Annotated in this window: 19 protein-coding genes; 5 read left to right on the top strand and 14 right to left on the bottom strand. The window is 45.0% G+C overall.

Annotated features, from left to right (window positions below; genetic code table 11):
• Positions 1-60 precede the first annotated feature (60 nt).
• The 5 genes from D7V92_RS16700 to D7V92_RS16680 form a co-directional block, all read right to left on the bottom strand.
• Positions 61-1,080: a rod shape-determining protein gene (locus tag D7V92_RS16700; RefSeq protein WP_008773378.1), complete on the bottom strand. Its 1,020-nt coding sequence runs from the start codon at positions 1,078-1,080 to the stop codon at positions 61-63.
• Positions 1,081-1,091: 11 nt separating this feature from the next.
• A complete protein-coding gene (gene purH / locus D7V92_RS16695) occupies positions 1,092-2,615 on the bottom strand; it encodes a bifunctional phosphoribosylaminoimidazolecarboxamide formyltransferase/IMP cyclohydrolase (RefSeq protein WP_121773343.1) in 1,524 nt (507 codons plus the stop codon).
• Between the two features lie 723 nt (positions 2,616-3,338).
• A complete protein-coding gene (locus tag D7V92_RS16690; RefSeq protein WP_121773342.1) occupies positions 3,339-4,433 on the bottom strand; it encodes an acyltransferase in 1,095 nt (364 codons plus the stop codon).
• Positions 4,434-5,048: 615 nt separating this feature from the next.
• Positions 5,049-5,399: a DUF86 domain-containing protein gene (locus D7V92_RS16685; protein ID WP_005864896.1), complete on the bottom strand. Its 351-nt coding sequence runs from the start codon at positions 5,397-5,399 to the stop codon at positions 5,049-5,051.
• Positions 5,392-5,688 (bottom strand): nucleotidyltransferase family protein, encoded by a 297-nt coding sequence (locus tag D7V92_RS16680; protein WP_005854828.1) that lies wholly within the window; start codon positions 5,686-5,688, stop codon positions 5,392-5,394. The genes D7V92_RS16685 and D7V92_RS16680 overlap by 8 nt, the downstream gene beginning before the upstream one ends.
• 196 nt (positions 5,689-5,884) lie before the next feature.
• On the opposite strand from D7V92_RS16680, the gene D7V92_RS16675 reads away from it, so the two are divergent.
• The 3 genes from D7V92_RS16675 to D7V92_RS16665 all read left to right on the top strand — a co-directional run bounded on the left by D7V92_RS16675 (position 5,885) and on the right by D7V92_RS16665 (position 10,285).
• Positions 5,885-6,730, top strand: a complete 846-nt coding sequence (locus D7V92_RS16675; RefSeq protein WP_008773381.1) for a Bro-N domain-containing protein — start codon at positions 5,885-5,887, stop codon at positions 6,728-6,730.
• 73 nt (positions 6,731-6,803) lie between these two features.
• Positions 6,804-8,420, top strand: coding sequence for an ABC-F family ATP-binding cassette domain-containing protein (locus tag D7V92_RS16670; RefSeq protein WP_121773341.1), 1,617 nt, complete (start codon positions 6,804-6,806; stop codon positions 8,418-8,420).
• Entirely contained in the window at positions 8,417-10,285 is a 1,869-nt protein-coding gene (locus D7V92_RS16665) for an LTA synthase family protein (RefSeq protein ID WP_121773340.1), read from the top strand. Before D7V92_RS16670 ends, D7V92_RS16665 begins: the two co-directional genes overlap by 4 nt.
• A gap of 63 nt (positions 10,286-10,348) precedes the next feature.
• Here D7V92_RS16665 and rny read toward each other — a convergent pair whose 3' ends face one another.
• The 9 genes from rny to hpt all read right to left on the bottom strand — a co-directional run bounded on the left by rny (position 10,349) and on the right by hpt (position 16,895).
• Positions 10,349-11,887, bottom strand: coding sequence for a ribonuclease Y (gene rny, locus D7V92_RS16660; protein WP_005854819.1), 1,539 nt, complete (start codon positions 11,885-11,887; stop codon positions 10,349-10,351).
• Between the two features lie 107 nt (positions 11,888-11,994).
• On the bottom strand, positions 11,995-12,285 hold the full coding sequence (locus tag D7V92_RS16655) for a cell division protein ZapA (RefSeq protein ID WP_005864888.1): 291 nt from the start codon (positions 12,283-12,285) through the stop codon (positions 11,995-11,997).
• 5 nt (positions 12,286-12,290) lie between these two features.
• Complete coding sequence (locus D7V92_RS16650) at positions 12,291-12,584, bottom strand: hypothetical protein (RefSeq protein WP_005864886.1); 294 nt, start codon at positions 12,582-12,584, stop codon at positions 12,291-12,293.
• Positions 12,585-12,734: 150 nt separating this feature from the next.
• Positions 12,735-12,935, bottom strand: a complete 201-nt coding sequence (locus tag D7V92_RS16645) for a winged helix-turn-helix domain-containing protein (protein WP_005854813.1) — start codon at positions 12,933-12,935, stop codon at positions 12,735-12,737.
• Positions 12,936-13,057: 122 nt separating this feature from the next.
• Positions 13,058-13,747: a B3/4 domain-containing protein gene (locus D7V92_RS16640; protein WP_005854811.1), complete on the bottom strand. Its 690-nt coding sequence runs from the start codon at positions 13,745-13,747 to the stop codon at positions 13,058-13,060.
• A gap of 27 nt (positions 13,748-13,774) precedes the next feature.
• Positions 13,775-14,602: a peptidoglycan editing factor PgeF gene (gene pgeF, locus D7V92_RS16635; protein WP_121773339.1), complete on the bottom strand. Its 828-nt coding sequence runs from the start codon at positions 14,600-14,602 to the stop codon at positions 13,775-13,777.
• The gene (gene obgE, locus D7V92_RS16630) at positions 14,574-15,734 is read right to left on the bottom strand and encodes a GTPase ObgE (RefSeq protein ID WP_005854807.1); all 1,161 of its coding nucleotides are present in this window, start codon (positions 15,732-15,734) and stop codon (positions 14,574-14,576) included. The genes pgeF and obgE overlap by 29 nt, the downstream gene beginning before the upstream one ends.
• A gap of 15 nt (positions 15,735-15,749) precedes the next feature.
• Positions 15,750-16,322: an adenylate kinase gene (locus tag D7V92_RS16625; protein ID WP_005854805.1), complete on the bottom strand. Its 573-nt coding sequence runs from the start codon at positions 16,320-16,322 to the stop codon at positions 15,750-15,752.
• A 36-nt stretch (positions 16,323-16,358) separates the two neighbouring features.
• Positions 16,359-16,895 carry a hypoxanthine phosphoribosyltransferase gene (hpt, locus tag D7V92_RS16620; protein ID WP_010183721.1) on the bottom strand — a complete coding sequence of 179 codons (537 nt, stop codon included), beginning with the start codon at positions 16,893-16,895 and terminating at the stop codon, positions 16,359-16,361.
• A gap of 123 nt (positions 16,896-17,018) precedes the next feature.
• Here hpt and D7V92_RS16615 point away from each other — a divergent pair, with 123 nt between their 5' ends.
• A complete protein-coding gene (locus D7V92_RS16615; RefSeq protein WP_005854801.1) occupies positions 17,019-18,530 on the top strand; it encodes a bifunctional ADP-dependent NAD(P)H-hydrate dehydratase/NAD(P)H-hydrate epimerase in 1,512 nt (503 codons plus the stop codon).
• 694 nt (positions 18,531-19,224) lie between these two features.
• Positions 19,225-20,493: a DUF1080 domain-containing protein gene (locus D7V92_RS16605; RefSeq protein WP_005864875.1), complete on the top strand. Its 1,269-nt coding sequence runs from the start codon at positions 19,225-19,227 to the stop codon at positions 20,491-20,493.
• Positions 20,494-20,522: the final 29 nt, after the last annotated feature.

The following is a 20,522-nucleotide window of genomic DNA, read 5'->3' as shown; positions in this document are numbered from 1 at the left end:
ACTAAACCTATCGGCTCGCTAATTTTCAACTTTCAATTCTCAATTCCCAATTATTTACTCTTATCGGATTAAGAAATTAAACTTCTCCACATTCTTCAAAGCGACTCCCGTACCTTTAGCCACGGCATGCAACGGATCCTCGGCGATATGGAACTGGATATTCATCTTATCCCGCAAGCGCTTATCCAAACCGCGAAGCATAGCGCCACCACCAGCCAAATAGATACCGTTTTTCACGATATCGGCATATAACTCGGGAGGGGTTTGCTCTAAGGCGCTCAAGATAGCCGCCTCGATCTTCGAGATAGACTTATCCAGACAGTGGGCGATCTCCTGATAAGAGACGGGTACCTCCATCGGTAAGGCAGTCATCTGATTCGGGCCATGAACCACGTAATCCTCTGGAGCGTCCTCCAATACCGTAAGCGCGGAACCCACGTTGATCTTGATACGCTCGGCCATACGCTCACTCACCTTCACGTTGTGTTGACGACGCATATACTCCACGATATCAGCTGTTAAATCGTCACCCGCCATACGGATTGATTTATTCGACACGATACCACCTAAGGATATGACAGCGATCTCGGTAGTACCACCTCCTATATCCACGATCATATTACCCTCGGGAGCCAAGACATCTATACCGACACCGATAGCGGCAGCCATCGGTTCAAAAACCATGTACACATCACGTCCGCCGGCATGCTCGGCAGAGTCTCGCACAGCACGTATCTCTACCTCCGTACTACCAGAAGGGATACCGATCACCATACGTAAGGACGGAGCAAACCAGCGCTTCCTTCCGCTCGCCATCTTGATAAAGCCGCGAATCATTTGCTCGGCAGCATAGAAATCCGCGATAACTCCCTCACGAAGCGGTCGTACGGTACGAATATTCGGGTGCGTCTTCTCGTACATCTCACGGGCCACCTTACCGACAGCCAGCACCTTGTCCGAGCGAGCATCCAAAGCAATCACCGAAGGTTCGTCTACCACCATCTTATCATTACACGTGATAATGGTATTAGCGGTACCCAAATCTATGGCAACTTCTTGTGTGAAAGAAAACAATCCCATTAGTCTTATTATTAATGTTTAAAATGACGAACACCTGTCTTCACCATAGCCAAACCATGTTGGTTACAGTACTCGACAGACAACTTATCATTGATAGAGCCTCCCGGCTGGATTACGGCCGTGATACCTGCTTGGTCTGCGATCTCAACGCAATCGGGGAACGGGAAGAAAGCGTCGGAAGCCATCACGGCGCCATTCAAGTCGAAGCCGAATGATTTAGCCTTCTCTATGGCTTGTCTCAAAGAGTCCACACGAGAGGTCTGCCCGATACCGCTGGCGCAAAGCTGCTTGTTCTTCACCAAGGTGATCGCGTTGGACTTGCTGTTCTTCACGATTTTGTTGGCGAACAACAGGTCCTCAACCTCCGAGGCTGTCGGCTGCTTATCCGTCATAGGCTCCAAATCAGCCTTACCTTGGATACTCAAGTCCTTCTCCTGCATCAAGACACCATTCAATAAAGAACGGAACTGCATCGGGCAAGTCTTGCAATCCTTACGGATCAAGATGATACGGTTCTTCTTCTGTTGAAGTACCTCCAGCGCGTCAGCGTCGTAAGCCGGAGCGATAATCACCTCGAAGAAAATCTTGTTGATTTCCTCGGCCACTTCCTTGTTAATCGTAGTATTCGTGATCAAGATGCCACCGAAAGCGGAAACCGGGTCACCAGCCAAAGCCTCTTTCCAAGCCTCAACCACATTACTGCGGGAAGCGATACCGCAAGCATTATTATGTTTTAAGATAGCGAACGTCAGCTCGTCGAACTCATCGATCAAGTTCACGGCAGCGTCGATATCCAATAAGTTGTTGTAAGAAATCTCTTTTCCATGGATTTGATCGAACATATCGTTAAACTTACCATAGAACTTAGCGGCTTGATGAGGATTCTCGCCATAACGCAAATGCATCGGGCTATCTACCGTTGCACGGAAATGGGAACCTTCGCGGCCATCAAAATAATTGAAGATAGCGGAGTCGTAACCCGAGGAAACGGCGAACGCCTCTTTGGCGAACCATCTACGATCCTCGATGCTTGTCTCAGCGCCCTTCTCGTTCAAAAGATCCATCAACGGCTGGTATTGAGCCTTGGAAGCTACGATTACCACATCCTTGAAGTTCTTCGCGGCGGCACGTATCAAAGAGATACCGCCTATATCTATTTTCTCAATAATTGCTTGTTCCTCAGCGCCGGAAGCGACAGTCTCCTCGAAAGGATATAGGTCAACGATAACCAAGTCAATCTCCGGGATCTCATATTCAGCTAATTGTTTCTGGTCATTCTCGTTCTCACGGCGAGCCAAGATACCACCGAATACCTTCGGATGAAGCGTCTTCACACGACCGCCCAAAATAGACGGATAAGAAGTCAAGTCCTCTACCGCATCACAAGGCAAACCCAATGACTCGATAAATGATTGAGTACCACCTGTTGATACAAAGCTCACACCCTCGCTATGCAATTTCTTTAGGATTTCGTCCAGCCCGTCTTTGTGAAACACAGAGACCAAGGCACGTTTCATTCGTTTCGTTGCAGCCATCTTTCTATTTTCGTTTACTTTAATGTTTTAGAGCACAAAAGTAGATATTTATTTCCAATCCAGCCTTATTATTCAGATAAAAACAAGGCAACCATACCAAATTTCATCCATAGCCAAAGAAACATGAATCCATCGCACATGATACGGGAGACGGGGCACGCCCCGTCTCTACAACCTATGACATTGCCCTAAGATAATGAGATTTCCTTTGTTAATAATAGAAGATCGCCCAATTTGACATTCTGACATTTTGTATTCTAAAGCTCCAGAGAATCGAATATTTCGCCCCAGAGTACAGTCGGTTTCCATATTTGAGAATAAAAATCCGCAATTAGTTATCTTTCAATAATATATCGTTTTTGGGGCTTTTATTCTAGCGAGGATTCCCGTCTCTTATCACCCTCAAACATACAAACAATAGACTTCTTATTCGAAAACAATAGACTTTTCACTCGAAAACAATAGTGTTTCGCTCCGAAAACAATAGCATTCGTAGTCGAAAGCAACTAACAACGCCGCCGTAAACACCCTACAACTGGATCGTAACAACCTTACAATGCCTATCCGCAGACCCGAAAACCGGTAAAAACCGACCTTTTTCGCTCTCCTTTCCCTCCAGTTCACCCTGCCTATAAAAAGGCATTGTCAGCGAAAAACGCCAATCCTGACCAAATAGTCACAGCAAAGCGCCTCCCACTGACAAGTCATCACCCCCACAGAAAGCTATCGGCCTCCCGTGATTGCAGAGAGAAGCCTAGGCAGAAAGCGCCGAAGCATGGCATAGAAAGCCAAGCAGATCAAAATAGCTCCCAAAGCAACCCCGAAGTAAATCCCAATAATCGCCCATTCAGCAGAAGACCGGAAGAACCATAATATCAATCGATATATAAAGATCTGCACGATAACATGAGAGGCAAAGACAAAGAAACTAGCCCCCTCCAAGAAGGAGTTAGTCCGCCAAAGAGCTTTTTCCAATCCATACGCAGAAAGAGAGATCGCCAAGACACAGCCCACAAGAATGCCTACATTATGCACATAAACATTCCATCCTAATTCCTTTGAAAGAAGATCCGCTAAAGCCAAAACCACATAAAGCAATGCCGCCCCCCGTAATAAAGGACGCGTCTCCACTACAAAATTCCGCCGATGCACGCTATAGAAAGCACCAAGCGAGAAAAAGAACCAAGCGGTCGGACTTAAACCCGGCGAACTGACCCCATCGTAAATGAGCCAAAGAAAGCCAAGTAGCGCTAACGCATATTGCCGTAAATAGCGTACCATAGCATACACCAATGGCGAGAATACCACCAATACCATCAAATCACGGATAAACCACAACGGATAGTTGATCGGCATCGGCATTCCTCCCGGCTCACTAGGTTCTCTCGCCCAAAAGGTATCCCACCAATCACACCATCCGTTATCCAGCACAGGTTTAACCTCACCGGAAAGCACAGATGGAAACAAAAGTTCTATCAAGAGGTGCAAACCCACCAATGCTCCATTCCAAAATAGATAAGGCAACAGCAAGGTTTGTGCCCGCTTTCGCAATTTAGAGCCATACATAGGCCAACTAAAGGAACTCTTATAAAAGAACAGATAACCGGATATCAAGAAAAAAAGGGGTACGGCAGTACGTGCCAGCACTTGAGAAAACAGGTCCGCTATTAATTTATAAATGGGATATTCATCCATTACGGGAACCTTAACACCACCTATCGGCAATTCTTTATAATAGCAATGTATCAATACCACCCCCACGATCAAGGGAAAGCGCAAAAAGGCAATCGTCTTCGATTGCAACTCATCATTTGTCATCGTAAAAAGATTCGTTTTTAAATTGTTTGAAACTAAAAGTGCGCCACGCTCTGCATCTCCATCCAACAGGGAAAAGAATGCAAAAGCGTGTCGCACCCATTTCGAAACAAAATAAAACGGGGGCGCATCCACCTTTACCTTTCTCTGGGCTTTAAGAATAAAATTGGTCGTTTTTCTTCCGGAGAAATGCGGCGAAGCATAAATTAAGGAAATAAGGAAAGAATGGGTTTAAATCATAGGCTATACTATTATGGGGTTAATAAATAAGAGGCATAAGGACACAAAAAAAGGTGTGAACCCTACTTATTCAGAACGTAGAAGGTACGACCAAGCACCCAAGCCCAAACCAAATAAGCACTAGGAACACACCCCGTTTGGGTGTACTCACTATCGAACTTATTTCTTCTTGAGCTTTATTATTTGGTCGTTTTACTACATTAAGAAATAAATAGCAAATACTAATATGTCAATCTCTTATATCTCTATCGTTTACTCTCTGTTTCTTATTATTTCGTTTTTATATTCGCCGCAAATATACGACATAAAACTGTTCCATGCTAGATAAGCACCTACGAAATAGCAGGGTTTCTAAACATATCTAACACAACAACTCTCTCAACGACTCTGTTCTTTCTCTATCACCGCTTCTATTTGAGGTTGCAATTTTGGAATAATATTCTTTGCCACATCCCAAACAATCAGATAATTAACACCCATATAGTCATGAATCAACCGATCTCTCATTCCAGCCATATGTTTCCATTGAATGTCACTCCATTGATATTTAACATCTGCGGGAATTTTCTTAGTCACTTCACCGACAATCTCCAAACTACGGCAAACCGCCCTCTTTAACGTTTCATCCGAAAGAAATTGATACATAGGCAGATCATCCGTAACTACAGAAAGGATGTAGTTACATTCCTCCAATATATGCAGCAAATAAGCGATAGGGGTCTTACACATATTCTACCTCCTTTAATATCTGCTGGCCAATAAAAGGGCTTAACCCTTTAAGGGTGACTATGTCCACTTTCAATCTGTCAAAAAGCTTCTCTAATATCTCACAAGCCAAAAGGAAATTGGAATAAGTCTCTTTATCATCCTCAAAGTCGATCAATATATCCACATCACTACTTTCCGTATTGCTCTCACGAACAGTAGAGCCAAAAAGCCCCAACTGCTTTACACCGCAACTCTGCGACAAAGGCTGCTTTGCTTTCCGAAGAAGAGATATGACAGATTGTTTATTCATTACACAATTGGATATTAATGTATAATGCAAAGATAAGCAATATTTTTCGTACCTTCTCATTTAAACCGCGTATCGTTTGCTTAAATGAGATTAATATACTTACTTTGCGATAAATAAACTTTTAATCAAACTATTAAACTATGGATATACTAAATTCTCATTTACCTTTGTCTATAACTACTCAAAGCAACTTCAAATGACACAAAAAGAATCTATCCGCTTATTCGAAGAAAGAAAAGTTCGCGCCATATGGGATGACGAACAAGAGGAATGGTATTTCTCGATCGTTGATGTTATATCTATTTTAACAGATAGCCCCAACCCTCGAAAATACTGGAGTGTATTAAAAACCAGATTGAAAAGAGAAGGTAGCGAGTTGACTACAAATTGTAGTCAACTGAAAATGCAGGCCGCTGATGGCAAGAAATATTTAACCGACGTAGCCAATACCGAGCAACTCTTCCGCCTTATCCAATCAGTACCATCTCCAAAAGCAGAACCTTTTAAGTTATGGATCGCCCAAGTAGCGAAGGAACGTTTGGATCAAATGCAAGACCCGGAATTGTCTATCGAGCAAGCCATGGCCGATTATAAACGATTGGGCTATTCGGATAATTGGATCAACCAACGATTGAAATCCATCGAGATACGGAAAGATCTAACAGACGAATGGAAGAAGAGAGGACTGGAAGAAGGCCTCCATTTCGCTACATTAACCGACATAATCTATAAGTCATGGTCCGACATGACCTCCAAGGAATATAAACGATTCAAAGGATTAAGAAAAGAGAATCTTCGAGATAATATGACAAACAAAGAGCTTGTATTAAACATGCTGGCCGAGTTATCTACCAAGGAAATATCAGAAGCATCGGAACCAGACACCTTTAGCGAGCACATAAATGTCGCCCAACAAGGAGGCGAGGTGGCTCGTAACGCCCGATTAGAGCTGGAAGCCAAAACCGGGAAAAGCGTTATCTCACCGCTCAACGCCCAAAAGATAATTAGCCTAAAAAAGGGAGAGAACGAGCGGGATGTATGACATCCAATGATAAGATAAACAATATTTTTCGTACCTTTGCATCCTCAATCGCAATTTAATAGGTATACGAAATATGATAACAGTTAACAATCTGGACGTACAGTTTGGAAAACGCATCCTTTTTCAGGATGTGAACATGAAGTTTACACCGGGCAATTGCTACGGTATTATCGGTGCTAACGGGGCCGGAAAATCTACGTTTCTCCGTGTAATCAGCAAGCAATTAGACCCTACCAGAGGTAGCGTTAACCTAGGACCGGGCGAACGTCTTTCCGTATTGAGCCAAGATCACTTCGCATTCGATGAATATACGGTTATGGATACCGTATTGATGGGACATACGACCTTATGGGAGGTGATGAGCGAGAAAAACGCCCTTTACGAGAAACCTGATTTCAGCGACGCCGACGGTATCCGCGTATCGGAACTGGAAGAGAAATTCGCCGAGATGGAAGGCTGGAACGCAGAGAGCGACGCCGCCAACCTATTGAGCGGACTAGGCATCAAGGAGGATTTGCATTATATGTATATGAAGGACTTGAGCGGTAAGCAGAAAGTACGTGTCTTATTGGCCCGTGCCTTGTTCGGACAGCCCGATAACCTATTATTGGATGAGCCGACGAACGACTTGGACCTTGAGACGGTTTCTTGGTTGGAGAATTATCTCTCTAATTTCGAGCATACCGTATTGGTTGTTAGCCACGACCGTCACTTCCTCGACTCCGTTTGTACGCATACCGTGGATATCGACTTCGGTAAATTACAATTATTCGCCGGAAACTATAGCTTCTGGTACGAGTCTAGCCAGTTAGCGCTTCGTCAACAGCAGAACCAGAATAAGAAAGCCGAGGAAAAGAAGAAAGAGTTGGAAGAATTTATCCGCCGTTTCAGCGCCAACGTAGCGAAGTCCAAGCAGACCACCAGTCGCAAGAAGATGTTGGAGAAGCTGAATATCGAGGAGATCAAACCGTCCTCACGCCGCTATCCGGGAATCTTGTTCACGCCTAACCGCGAACCGGGCAACCAGATCCTTGAAGTGAAAGGATTGTCGAAGAGTTTCGACGGACAGGTATTGTTCAAGGACTTGAACTTCTTCGTGGAGAAGGATGACAAGATCGTATTTATCAGTCACGACCCTCGTGCCATGACCGCCTTGTTCCAGATCATCAACGGTGAGGAGAAAGCGGATGCCGGTACGTATCAATGGGGACAGACGATCACGACCTCTTATCTTCCTCTCGATAACTCCAAATATTTCAATACAGATATCAACCTGCTCGATTGGTTATGCCAGTTCTCGCCGGATACTAACGAGGTATTCTTGAAAGGCTTCCTCGGACGTATGTTGTTCTCGGGCGAGGAGCTCATGAAAAAGGTAAGCGTACTTTCCGGAGGTGAGAAGATGCGTTGTATGATCTCACGTATGATGCTCACCGACGCCAACTGCATCATATTGGACACGCCGACCAACCACTTGGATCTGGAATCCATCCAAGCCTTCAATAATACGTTGAAGACATTCAAGGGCAATATCCTGTTCTCCAGCCATGACCACGAGTTCATACAGACCGTAGCGAACCGTATCATCGAGCTGACTCCTAACGGTATCATCGATAAGATGATGGATTATGATGATTACATCACAGATCCGGCTATCGCGGAGTTACGGGAAAAGTTATATTCGAAATGAAAAAAAGATTATTATTCATACTAATCGTTTTTATCGCATGGCTACCGGTTTTTGTTATTCAAAAACCGGTATTTATGTTTTATCAGCATGCGTTGTCCGAGGCTTGTACCTTCACGGACTTCCTACAGGTTATGCTTCATGGGCTGAAGCTGGATTGTACGATAGCGGGATACCTTACCGCCATCCCTCTCCTATTGACTCTAGTATCAGTTTGGCTTCCGGGCACTTGGTTGAAGAAGGTATTGAAAGGGTACTTCTTGATCATGGGAATTCTGGTATCGGCAATCTTCTCCGTAGATGTGGCTTTATACAGTTTTTGGGGATTCAGGTTGGACGCTACTTTATTCTTCTACCTGCAATCGCCCGCCGATGCGATGGCGAGTGTTCCGTTAGGAATGTTCTTTATCCAATTATTGGTATTCGTGGCATATGCGCTAGGTATCTATGCTTGGTTCACCTTCATCCTCCGGTTCGCGCCAGTAAAGCCTAGCTTTCCACCTACGGGATTGGAACAATTGGGAAGTACTTTCGCCATCCTCTTAGCAGGGGGAATATTGTTTATTCCGATCCGGGGAGGCGTAACTACGTCTACGGCAAATGTCGGCATGGTTTATTTCAGCCAGAACCAGTTCTTGAATCATTCGGCGATCAACCCGTGTTTCAGTCTGATAGCCTCATTGAGTAAGCAACAGGATTTTGCCTCGCAATTCGATTTCTACCCGGAGGAAAAGCGGAAAGCCTTATTCGATACGCTCATTCAAGCCCAAGACTCCTTATGCCCGGGAGATTCCATACCTACAGAGCCTGTCAAGCTATTGACAACGACTCGTCCCAATATTCTCATTATCATCATGGAGAGTTTCACGGCAAATGCTATCGAGGCTGTTGGTGGTGAGCCGGGAATTACGCCGAACTTGAATCGGCTGAGCAAAGAAGGTGTATTATTCACGAACCTATATGCCAACTCATTCCGTACCGACCGAGGCTTAGTCTCCGTATTGAACGGCTATTTAGCCCAACCCACCACCTCCATCATGAAGTATCCGGTGAAAAGCCAGACCCTTCCATCTATCGCAAAGAGTCTTAACAAAGAAGGATATACGGCAGATATGCTCTATGGAGGTGATATCAATTTCACGAATATGCAAAGTTATTTCTATAGTTCCGGCTACAGCAAGATAACGGCAGACCGTGATTTTCCCTTGAGCAGCCGTCTGAGTAAATGGGGAGCAAACGACGATATCACGTTCTCGCATCTTTACGAGGATATCAAGCAAAGACCAGTCGACGGCAAACCTTGGTTAAGTACATTCCTAACATTAAGTAGCCATGAGCCATTCGAGGTCCCGTTTCACCATTTGGAGCATCCCTATCTAAACTCCGTCGCGTTTACGGACAGCTGTATCGGCAATTTCATTGATACGTTCAAGGAACTGCCGGCATGGAAAAATACGGTAGTCATCTTTGTCTCCGACCACGGATACCGTTACCCTGAAAACATGCAGGAGTACGGACCTTTGCGTTTCCACATACCTATGCTATGGCTAGGCGGAGCGATCGCTGAACCTAAAGTGATCGATACGTACGCGAACCAAACCGATTTGGCAGCCACCTTATTAAATCAGATGGGTCTCCCCACGGATGAGTTCTCATTCAGCAAAGATATATTGAATCCTTGCGTCCCGCATTACGCCTTTTATACATTCAATAATGGATTTGGCTTTATAGACGAATCCGGTGTTTCCGTATACGACAATGAAGGGAACAAGATTTTAGTAGAAGAACCTGAAAGCGGAAACGAGACCCGCTTGGAGAAAGGAAAAGTCCTATTACAAACTTTATACGACGATCTGGGAAATCGATAACGACAGATATAAAAAAGGCCGACTTACACAAGCCGGCCTTTTTTATTTATATTAAATATATTCTTACTTAGCGTAGCTTACCGCACGAGTCTCACGGATCACCGTGATCTTAACCTGTCCCGGATAAGTCATCTCATCCTGAATCTTTTTAGCGATCTCAGCGGACAAGTTCTCAGTGTCCTTATCATCAATCTTATCAGCGCCAACGATTACGCGCAATTCTCTACCCGCTTGGATAGCGTAAGTCTTGACAACACCCGGATACGATAAAGCCAATTGTTCCAAATCATTCAAACGCTTGATATAAGCCTCTACGATCTCACGACGTGCTCCCGGACGAGCACCTGAAATAGCGTCGCAAACCTGTACGATCGGAGCCAACAGCGTCTGCATCTCCACCTCATCGTGGTGAGCGCCTACGGCGTTGCAAATATCCGGTTTCTCCTTATATTTCTCGCAAAGCTTCATACCCAAGATAGCGTGCGGCAATTCCGGCTCATCATCGGGCACTTTACCAATATCATGTAACAATCCGGCACGTTTCGCTTTCTTCGGGTTCAAGCCCAACTCAGAAGCCATCACGGCACAAAGGTTGGCCGTCTCACGAGCATGCTGCAATAAGTTCTGTCCATAAGAAGAGCGATACTTCATCTTACCGATCATACGGATTAATTCCGGATGCAAACCGTGCACTCCCAAATCGATCACGGTACGCTTACCGGTCTCTACGACCTCGTCTTCCACTTGCTTCTTCACCTTCGTTACCACCTCCTCGATACGAGCCGGATGGATACGTCCGTCCTGCACCAATTGATGCAAAGCCAAACGAGCGATCTCACGACGAACCGGGTCGAATCCAGAAAGAACGATAGCCTCAGGCGTATCATCCACCACGATCTCAATACCGGTAGCGGCCTCCAAAGCACGGATATTACGTCCCTCACGACCGATGATACGGCCTTTGATCTCGTCCGATTCAATATGGAACACGGTAATAGAGTTCTCGATAGCCGTCTCCGTCGCTACCCGTTGGATAGACTGGATCACGATCTTCTTCGCCTCCTTATTAGCGGTCATCTTCGCCTCCTCGACGATCTCGTTGATGTAAGAAGCGGCTTGCGTCTTTGCCTCATCCTTTAAGGACTCGATCAAACGCTCTTTGGCTTCCTCGGCGGACAACCCGGAGATAGCCTCCAAATGCTCCACTTCCTTCTGATGAAGTTTATCCAAATCTTGCTTCTTCTTCTCCACCAACTCCAACTGAGAAGATAAATTCTCCTTTACAGCCTCTACCTCGTTATTCCTACGCTGTAACTCTTCCTGACGTTGATTCATCGTCAGTTCTCTTTGTTTCAATTTAGTCTCGACAGACTGGATCTTAGCGTTACGCTGTGATACCTGTTTTTCCAAGTCCGCTTTCAAATGAAGAAACTTCTCCTTTACTTCCAGCATCTTGTTCTTCTTTATCACCTCGGCCTCCTTCTCCGCCTCTTGAAGCACGGAGTCGTACTTCGACTTCAGAAGGAAACGCATGCCCAGCCACGCAAGCAACCCACCAATGATGAAGGTTACTATCGGTATGATTATATACATTCCAACCATTTAACTAATAATTTAAGATTCATTTATTTATATACAAAAAAAGCACTACCATCACACGGTCTCACCGTGCAAAGCAGTGCGGAAACTCTCTTCTTACAATATGTATGTTATTTCTTCAGATATCCTTCCAACTCGGTTGTAAGCTCCTGTATCTTATCCGTAAAAGGATTTGTATCATTCCGTTTTTCCAACTCCAGATTATGCATCGAGAGTTGAAAAGCCACCATGGCTAACAAATCTTTCGTATCCACCTCGACCGCAAAATGCTGCCTGTATTGAAGAATCTTGCTGTTGATCTGATCAGCGGCGGCACGCGCCAACTCTTCCTCATGACGTTTGATCGTAAGCGGATATTTCTTTCCGGCTATCACTATATTTATAAGAAATTCTTCGTCCATCGCTTCTATTCATTTAAAAGTGCGATGCACTTGTCTACTTCCCGCACTAATTTTGATAACCGCATCCGGGCGTTCTTCATCTCTTCCTCGTTCGTGGAAACAATTCGCGCCGTCAGCATGTTATCACATTTGGCATTCAATCCTTCAATCATATCCTTCGCCTGCCGCAACTCCTCGTCTTTAAGGCTCAAAGCAGCTGTAAGTTCGTCAATTCTACGTTTCTGCTGATCGCATAACGCCATCAAATCACGAACTCTAACCTCAAATACAGCTAACAATCTCTTATGATCTTCGGTCATTTCACACCAAATTCTACACAAAAGTAAGTTTTTGAATTGAATTAACCAACTGTAGACTTAATTATTTTGACAGAAAACGTATGGACAAATAAAAAGGCCGTCCAAAAAAATCGAACAGCCCTCCCTAATTCTTGTAAACGTTCCTCTTGTTTACACTAAAGAAACATACATTTCACCTTCAATCTCCTCGAAAGCTAATTTACCTTCTTTCGCCAACCAACCAAAAGCGGCGTACATATCTTTTTCCGCTTTAATCTTCGTGGCTTTCTTCACTGCCTTAAAACTCATTTTACCGCCTTCATTTAAAACGTTCCATACAAGGCCGGCGTTTGTACCAATTAATTCAATCATTTTATGATAACATTTGATTACTGGGGACAAATTTATAGATTAAATGATTAAAACAAAAGATTATAGATGTTTTTTAGCATAAAAGATGGACATTTTTCGCTTTGTAAACAATATTAACACGGTTATAACGTTATTTTTCCTCTGTTTTCTCGGCATATCAGTTCCGCTTCCACGTTTACCGCTGAGACATATCTTTTTAATAAGTCAACCGAGTAACCACCCGCTTCCAATAAGCCCTCCTTACCGGAATAACCATTCAGAATCATTAACAATGAAGTGGTCGACATTTCAATCTTGGTACGTTCCTCATCGCTGGTAGGCGTTCCGACACCCGCTACTCCATCCCTGTAGACTGGAAGACCGGCGATATTCAATTCACCACGTCCGATACCGTGATAAATTTCCCCCTCTTTTCCGACACCTAGTTCCAATCCGCCTACAATCTTATCCGCGTCAAATCCTCCGATAGAATAACCGCTACGGATAGAAACCAGATTGACGATATCCACCAAGGTATCTATCTTATATAAAGGAAGCCCACGAAGTATCCGTCGTCTTAACGCCTCGGCGGAAGGGCGATACCGGTTCGGGTCTTTCCCCAGACGTTTATAAGCCTGACGGGTAGCGAAAATAGGAGTCCACTTATTAATATCCTCTATCTTACAGGTAGAACGGATGTCCTCCTCAACACGGGTTATTTCTTCCCAAAGTCGTTCATCGGGCTCCGTATTCTTTACTTGGCAGGCGATAGCCAACACGTGAAGATCGGGGCAAGCCTCCGATATCTCAGATGAAAGAGTGATTGAAATCATGTCTATTATAAGTTTGAGCCAATATAACTAAGATTTTTTCAAGCATATCCCGGTAAGGATCCGGCCGCTTTTGACACCGAGGCGACGAGCGGAGAAATAATCCTCATACCGAATATAAGTACAGATGCCAGCGATCTCTATATGCTCGGAGAGCAATCCTGCCTCTAACAATTGTAAACGGTTGGTTTCCCATAGATCGATATGCGCTTTTTGAGTCTCCGCATTACGTCGAAGAATCCGCTCCATTGGGAAGCCCGCCATTTGAAAAGCTTTTACGACTTCCTCTCCCACCTCAAATGCCGCTTGACTGATAGAGGGACCTATTCCGGCAACCAATTGAGTAGGATCGCAATCGTATGCCTCGATCATCAAGCTTGCCGCCTTACGAGCTATGTGTAAAACCGTACCCCGCCAACCCGCATGGACGGCAGCTACCACTTTACGATCCGGCGCATATAACAAGACAGGGACACAATCCGCCGTAGATACGGCTACACATACATCCGGAACATTCGTCACCAAAGCGTCCACGCCTTCCAAACGTAGCTTTCGCTCTTTATCATTCAGCGAAAGGAAAGACGCATCGATCGCCAATACTCGATCCTCATGGGTCTGATGAGGTATAACCATATTCTCTAGGGAAATCCCGACCGCATCCGAAAGAAGTTCCAAGTTCTTCCGGATGAAGCCCGGATCATCCTCGGTATAAACGCCCGGATTCATCGAAGCGTACGTTCCCGTACTCACGCCGCCATGACGTGTTGTCGTAAAATGAGAAATGTCGCGGTATCCGCTTAACCCGGAGAACCGCGACACCTCTATTTGCTTATTTTCTTGTATCTTCATCTTCATCATCGTCCCAGTATTCCTCGTATTCCTCATCCGGGTCATCCTCGTCCTCGTCCACGGGGAAGATGTATTCGTCGTCGTCCTCAAATTCCAACGTGCTTACATCTATATTCTTATGGACAATTCGCTCTGCCTCATGGAAATTCTCCTTATTCAGCTCTTTCCATAAAAGGTCTTTCAACTCGACAATACCCAGTCCCGTGATAGAAGATATAAAGACATACGGAATTCCCTCCGGCAAGTCTTGCGACAAAGCCTCGATCAATTCCTCATCCAGCATATCGCTCTTGGTGATCGCCAGTACACGGCGTTTATCCAGCAATTCCGGATTATACTTCACTAACTCATTATGCAATATCTCGTATTCTTTCTTGATATCGTCTGCCTCAGCGGGAACCATGAACAATAACAATGAATTACGTTCGATATGACGTAAGAAACGAAGTCCCAAACCTTTTCCCTCGCTTGCTCCTTCGATAATACCCGGTATATCGGCCATTACGAACGAACGGTTATCGCGATAACTCACGATGCCTAAATTAGGCTCCAACGTAGTAAAAGGATAATTAGCGATCTTCGGTTTAGCGGCGGATACGACAGAAAGCAAGGTAGATTTACCCGCATTCGGGAAGCCTACCAAACCGACATCGGCCAGCAATTTCAACTGAAGAATCACCGTACGTTCCAATGCCGGCTCACCCGGTTGCGAATAACGGGGCGCTTGATTGGTAGCCGTCTTGAAGTTAAAATTCCCCAGACCGCCACGACCGCCTTTCAGCAACATCACTTGCTGACCGTCTTCCGTAACGTCGCAAATAAACTCTCCGGTCTCAGCATCGTAAACAACCGTACCGCAAGGAACCTCGATTACTCGATCCTCCCCGTCTTTACCCGAGCTACGCTTCGCGCTACCACTCTCACCATTGGTGGCCATGATATGACGCTCATATTTCAAGTGAAGGAGCGTCCAGTAATTCCGGTTACCACGGAGATACACATGACCTCCTCTCCCTCCATCGCCCCCGTCGGGACCTCCTTTCGGAATGTATTTCTCACGACGGAAGTGAGAAGACCCTCTTCCACCCTTTCCTGAGCGGCAATAGATCTTGACATAATCTACAAAGTTCGATTCAGCCATATTGGTTTATTTCAATTATTTTACATTATTAACCGCCTCTTTGATACGACCGAAGATTTCCTCGATTGTTCCCATCCCTTTGATGGCTACGTGCTTGCCTTCACCTACATAGTAGTCTGCCAAAGGAGCTGTTTGAGTATGGTAAACATCCAGTCTGGATTTGATCGTCTCCAAGTTATCGTCAGAACGTCCGGATACTTTACCGCGCTCCAATAAACGCTTGATCAACTCCTCTTCCTCTACTTGAAGGTTCAACATAACGGAAACGTCTGTTCCACGCTCGTTCAACATCTTCTTCAAGGCTTTCGCTTGAGGGATCGTACGAGGGAAACCATCGAAGATTACGCCCTTAGCCGGCTTCTTGCTATCCAATACATTCGCCAACATATCAACGATCAACTCGTCCGGAACCAATTGTCCCTTCTCGATATAATCCTTAGCGATCTTGCCCAGTTCTGTCTCAGCCTTCATCTCGCCACGCAATACATCGCCAGTAGAGATATGATCCAAACCGTATTCTTTAATAATCAACTCACTTTGTGTTCCCTTACCTGAACCGGGAGCACCAAAAATAACCACGTTCAACATACTATTGTTCCTTTATTATATATAATGTATACTATTTTATTCCACAACCTTGTAGATATCCTTATATGAGCGGCCCAACTCATCATAATCCAAACCATGTCCCACGATAAAATCAGCGGGTATCTGTAAGCCTACATAATCCGGAGTCAACTCGCATTTCAAGGATTCCGGCTTGAAAAGCATCGTTGCCAATCTTACATCGGCGGCACCCTCGCTCCGAAGCTTCTCCATCACGTAGCTCATCGTAAAGCCCGTATCGATAATATCCTCCAATAAGATCACCATACGTCCGCGAATATCAGCCTGCACCGGCATGATCTCATTCAATATGCCCGTACTGGAAGTTCCTTGATACGAGGAATAACGAGCGAATGTCAGCTCATACGGAACATCCAGCTCACGCATCAGCTCGGCGACAAACATAAAAGCCCCGTTTAGCACACCCACGAATAGAGGATTTTTCCCTTCCACATCCGCTTTAATCTGAACGGCCATTTTAGCGATAGCCGCCTGAATATCCGACTCCGGAATAAACAGTTCAAATTCTTTGTCTTTTAGACGAATTCTGTCCATAAATCTTTCGGTTTTCGAGGGGACAAATGTACAACTTTTTCGGCGATGCACAAAAAAGTGTAGCAACATACCAAAGTTTGTTATACATTTGTAAGCAGAATAAAACCCCAGACATCTAGAATTATGATTAAGATATTCGCTACAGACAAGGTAAAGGAGCTCGACCAATATACGATTCAACACGAGCCAATTAGTTCGATCGACTTAGTGGAGCGTGCCGCTACGACGTTCGTCCATGAGTTTTGCCGGCGCTACTCCAAGCAGGTCCGCATCGTGATTTTCGCCGGTCAAGGCAATAACGGAGCCGACGCTTTGGCCATCGCCCGCCTTTTGAACGAAGAATCATACCGGGTAGAGACGTATTTATTCAACCCGACAGAGCATCTGTCCGTAGAGTGTGAGCAAAACAAGCAGCGTCTGCTCGACATGGAACGGATCGAATTTACGGAAGTGGTCCGTGACTTTGAGCCGCCGACGCTAACCGACCGAGACGTGGTGATCGATGGCTTGTTCGGTTCGGGATTAAACCGTCCTCTCACCGGAGGTTTCGCCGCTATGGTCAATTATATCAACCAATCCGAGGCGGAAGTCGTAGCGATTGATATTCCTTCCGGCTTATTCGGGGAAGATAATCGTAAGAATGACTCGGAGGCGATCATCAAGGCCAGCTTAACCTTGACATTCGGCTTCCCGAAACTGGCGTTTCTTTTTCCGGAGAATGAACAATACGTAGGCGAGTGGAAAATACTGGATATCGGAATCCATCCGGACGCAATTTATGAGACGGCTTCCCCTTACTCATTGGTTACGGAAGAAGATATATCCTATTCGTTAAAGTCTCGCAAACGTTTCGCCCATAAGGGAACGTTCGGACATGCTTTATTGATCGCCGGAAGTAAAGGAAAAATGGGAGCCGCCCTATTATCCGCGAAGGCATGCTTACGGAGTGGAGCCGGACTATTGACCGTGCATATCCCGACCCGAGGCGAATCAATCTTCCAGACCGCTTTCCCGGAAGCGATGTTAAGTCTAGACGCAAATCCTGATTATTTCTCTACGGTTCCCGAGATAGGTAGTTACTCCGCTGTTGGCATGGGACCGGGACTCGGACAGCATTTAGAATCCGCAGCAGCGATCGAACGTATCCTGCAATCCAGCACAAAACCAGTCGTTATCGATGCGGACGCTATTAATATAATGGCATCCAACAAGGACTTATTCAATAAGATCCCGCCACGGAGCATCCTCACTCCCCATCCGAAGGAGTTCGACCGGATAGCGGGTGAAAGCACGAACTCATACGACCGTTTGATGAAAGCGCAATCTTTCGCCGCCGAACATAAGATTTGTATCGTATTGAAAGGTGCTTATACCGCTATTTGTTCTCCGGCAGGAAACATTTATTTCAATAGTTGCGGAAATCCGGGCATGGCAACCGCCGGTAGCGGAGACGTGCTGACGGGTATCATCCTCAGCTTATTGGCGCAAGACTATTCTCCGGAAACTGCCGCTGTAGTCGGAGTATTCTTGCACGGCACAGCCGGTGATCTCGCCGCCGCTTTCCGCTCGGAAGAGAGCATGATCGCCAGCGACATCACGGATATGCTCGGAAAAGCATTTAAGCAAATCAAATAAATCCTGCAAAAACAACAGGCGTTTTTACTCTCGTTTGTTACAATTACTACCGCTATTCCATATATTATACGGACTTACAGTGTACATATAGAATGGTGGTAGTAAATTTTCATGGTACCCCAACGCCTTTTGCTATCACATTTCAACCTTTTCTTACTCACTCGATAAATGTCGGCGATATCTTTTATGACAAAGCTCTGTAAAGTAGAGTTATTGTAACTTTTAAACATGTATAGTTGTATCCCTATCATTTTATAGAAAAACACGTACATGAATTTTTTTAAACATGTACGACTTTTTTCGAAAACACGTACGTGTTTCAGCATAAACATCATGATATTTTCACAATATTGATTATCAACACTTTAAATAAAGCATTCGATTACTGGCTTATTGTAGTATTTTCTGTAAAGAAAAGCTTCAGTCGTTGATACCATAACTATTACAGCAACATTTGGCTACATCATATAATGTATTTAGTGTATCCAAATCAGATATACTGCGTTGGCGATGTTAGTATATATTACTTGGCAAAGTCAGTACTACTGCGTTTGCCGACTAATAAATGACCGATTGCCATACACTTCCGTTAAAATAAATAAAAAAGGAAAAAGAGCTTACGTATCCCTTGCCCCAGAGTTGTCTCATATATAAAACACCGACAAATTTGTATTAACAATAAAGCTATACGTACATGAAAATAACAATCGTATCGTTCGTAATGACAGCTGCTTTCGGTTTAATCGCCTGTGATAACACGAAGCATAACACATTGACCGAACAAGAGAAAGCGGAAGGTTGGGAACTTCTATTCGATGGGGAAACCTTGGATGGCTGGCGGGATTATAACGGAACCGCCTTGACCGGACCTTGGGAAGTTGTAAACGGAACCATCCAAGCGGACGGGCAAGGTAGCGATGCCAGCGGATACATCGTCACCGACAAGGCTTATGAGAATTTTGAGCTTTCGTGGGACTGGAAAATCTCGAAAGGAGGAAATAGCGGTTTATTATATCATGTGGTAGAACGTCCTCAATTCCCGGTTCCCTACGTTACCGGCCCCGAGTATCAATTGATTGATGATATCAATTTCGCGGAGCCATTGGAAGATTGGCAACGTTGCGGAGTGGATTACGCAATGTATTTACCGGACTTCAACACGATAAAAGTACATCCGGCCGGCGAATGGAACAACTCTAAGATTATTTTTGACAACGGACATGTCACCTACTTTATGAACGGGCACAAAACCGTAGAGTTCGATGCATGGTCTGATGATTGGTTCTCCCGTAAGAACAGCGGTAAATGGGCGAACGCTCCTGAATACGGATTAGCGCATAAAGGCTTGATTTGTTTGCAAGACCACGGTTATCCCGCATGGTTCCGTAATATCAAGATCAAGGAACTTCCCCGCAAGACACGAGAGGCTCGTTTATTCAACGGCGAGGACATTACGAACTGGGATAAATACGGCACAGAATTATGGTATGTAAAAGATGGTTTATTAATATGCGAAAGTGGCCCGGATAAACAATACGGCTATCTAGCCACCCGGGAATATTACGACGATTTTGACCTTACCGTGGAATTTAAACAGGAAGCGGATGGTAATTCTGGCGTATTTATTCGTTCCTTTGTAGAAGAAAAAGATGTAAAGGTAAACGGCTGGCAAGTGGAAGTCGCCCCCAAAGGTTTTGACACGGGCGGTATCTACGAATCCTACGGACGAGGATGGTTGATACAGATCCCGGACGAGAAGGAGAACATCCTAAAACAAGGAGAGTGGAACACGATGCGTATCCGGGTACAAGGAGATAATGTACAGACTTGGCTCAACGGAGAGGAGATGGTAAACATCCGGGATGAAAAGATCGGAGCCGGTCAAGGGCGTATCGCGTTACAAATACATGATGGTGGCGGCATCAAGGTTCTTTGGCGCAACCTTCATTTACAAACATTATAGAATTATCGTTTTCTTAAAATTTAATAGTT

The sequence above is a fragment of the Parabacteroides sp. CH2-D42-20 genome (genome assembly GCF_003670185.1).
GTDB classification, from domain to species: Bacteria; Bacteroidota; Bacteroidia; order Bacteroidales; family Tannerellaceae; genus Parabacteroides; species Parabacteroides distasonis.
This window is presented reverse-complemented; position numbering and strand designations above follow the sequence as displayed.

Excerpts from the sequence above, each read along its gene's own strand:
- purH (WP_121773343.1), bottom strand. The coding sequence starts at position 2,615 with ATGGCTGCAACGAAACGAATGAAACGTGCCTTGGTCTCTGTGTTTCAC.
- pgeF (WP_121773339.1), bottom strand. The coding sequence starts at position 14,602 with ATGATGAAGATGAAGATACAAGAAAATAAGCAAATAGAGGTGTCGCGG.
- D7V92_RS16640 (WP_005854811.1), bottom strand. The coding sequence starts at position 13,747 with ATGATTTCAATCACTCTTTCATCTGAGATATCGGAGGCTTGCCCCGAT.
- D7V92_RS16645 (WP_005854813.1), bottom strand. The coding sequence starts at position 12,935 with ATGATTGAATTAATTGGTACAAACGCCGGCCTTGTATGGAACGTTTTA.
- D7V92_RS16700 (WP_008773378.1), bottom strand. The coding sequence starts at position 1,080 with ATGGGATTGTTTTCTTTCACACAAGAAGTTGCCATAGATTTGGGTACC.
- D7V92_RS16690 (WP_121773342.1), bottom strand. The coding sequence starts at position 4,433 with ATGACAAATGATGAGTTGCAATCGAAGACGATTGCCTTTTTGCGCTTT.
- D7V92_RS16650 (WP_005864886.1), bottom strand. The coding sequence starts at position 12,584 with ATGACCGAAGATCATAAGAGATTGTTAGCTGTATTTGAGGTTAGAGTT.
- hpt (WP_010183721.1), bottom strand. The coding sequence starts at position 16,895 with ATGGACAGAATTCGTCTAAAAGACAAAGAATTTGAACTGTTTATTCCG.
- D7V92_RS16680 (WP_005854828.1), bottom strand. The coding sequence starts at position 5,688 with ATGAATAAACAATCTGTCATATCTCTTCTTCGGAAAGCAAAGCAGCCT.
- D7V92_RS16685 (WP_005864896.1), bottom strand. The coding sequence starts at position 5,399 with ATGTGTAAGACCCCTATCGCTTATTTGCTGCATATATTGGAGGAATGT.
- D7V92_RS16615 (WP_005854801.1), top strand. The coding sequence starts at position 17,019 with ATGATTAAGATATTCGCTACAGACAAGGTAAAGGAGCTCGACCAATAT.
- rny (WP_005854819.1), bottom strand. The coding sequence starts at position 11,887 with ATGGTTGGAATGTATATAATCATACCGATAGTAACCTTCATCATTGGT.
- D7V92_RS16655 (WP_005864888.1), bottom strand. The coding sequence starts at position 12,285 with ATGGACGAAGAATTTCTTATAAATATAGTGATAGCCGGAAAGAAATAT.
- obgE (WP_005854807.1), bottom strand. The coding sequence starts at position 15,734 with ATGGCTGAATCGAACTTTGTAGATTATGTCAAGATCTATTGCCGCTCA.
- D7V92_RS16625 (WP_005854805.1), bottom strand. The coding sequence starts at position 16,322 with ATGTTGAACGTGGTTATTTTTGGTGCTCCCGGTTCAGGTAAGGGAACA.
- D7V92_RS16670 (WP_121773341.1), top strand. The coding sequence starts at position 6,804 with ATGATAACAGTTAACAATCTGGACGTACAGTTTGGAAAACGCATCCTT.
- D7V92_RS16665 (WP_121773340.1), top strand. The coding sequence starts at position 8,417 with ATGAAAAAAAGATTATTATTCATACTAATCGTTTTTATCGCATGGCTA.
- D7V92_RS16605 (WP_005864875.1), top strand. The coding sequence starts at position 19,225 with ATGAAAATAACAATCGTATCGTTCGTAATGACAGCTGCTTTCGGTTTA.
- D7V92_RS16675 (WP_008773381.1), top strand. The coding sequence starts at position 5,885 with ATGACACAAAAAGAATCTATCCGCTTATTCGAAGAAAGAAAAGTTCGC.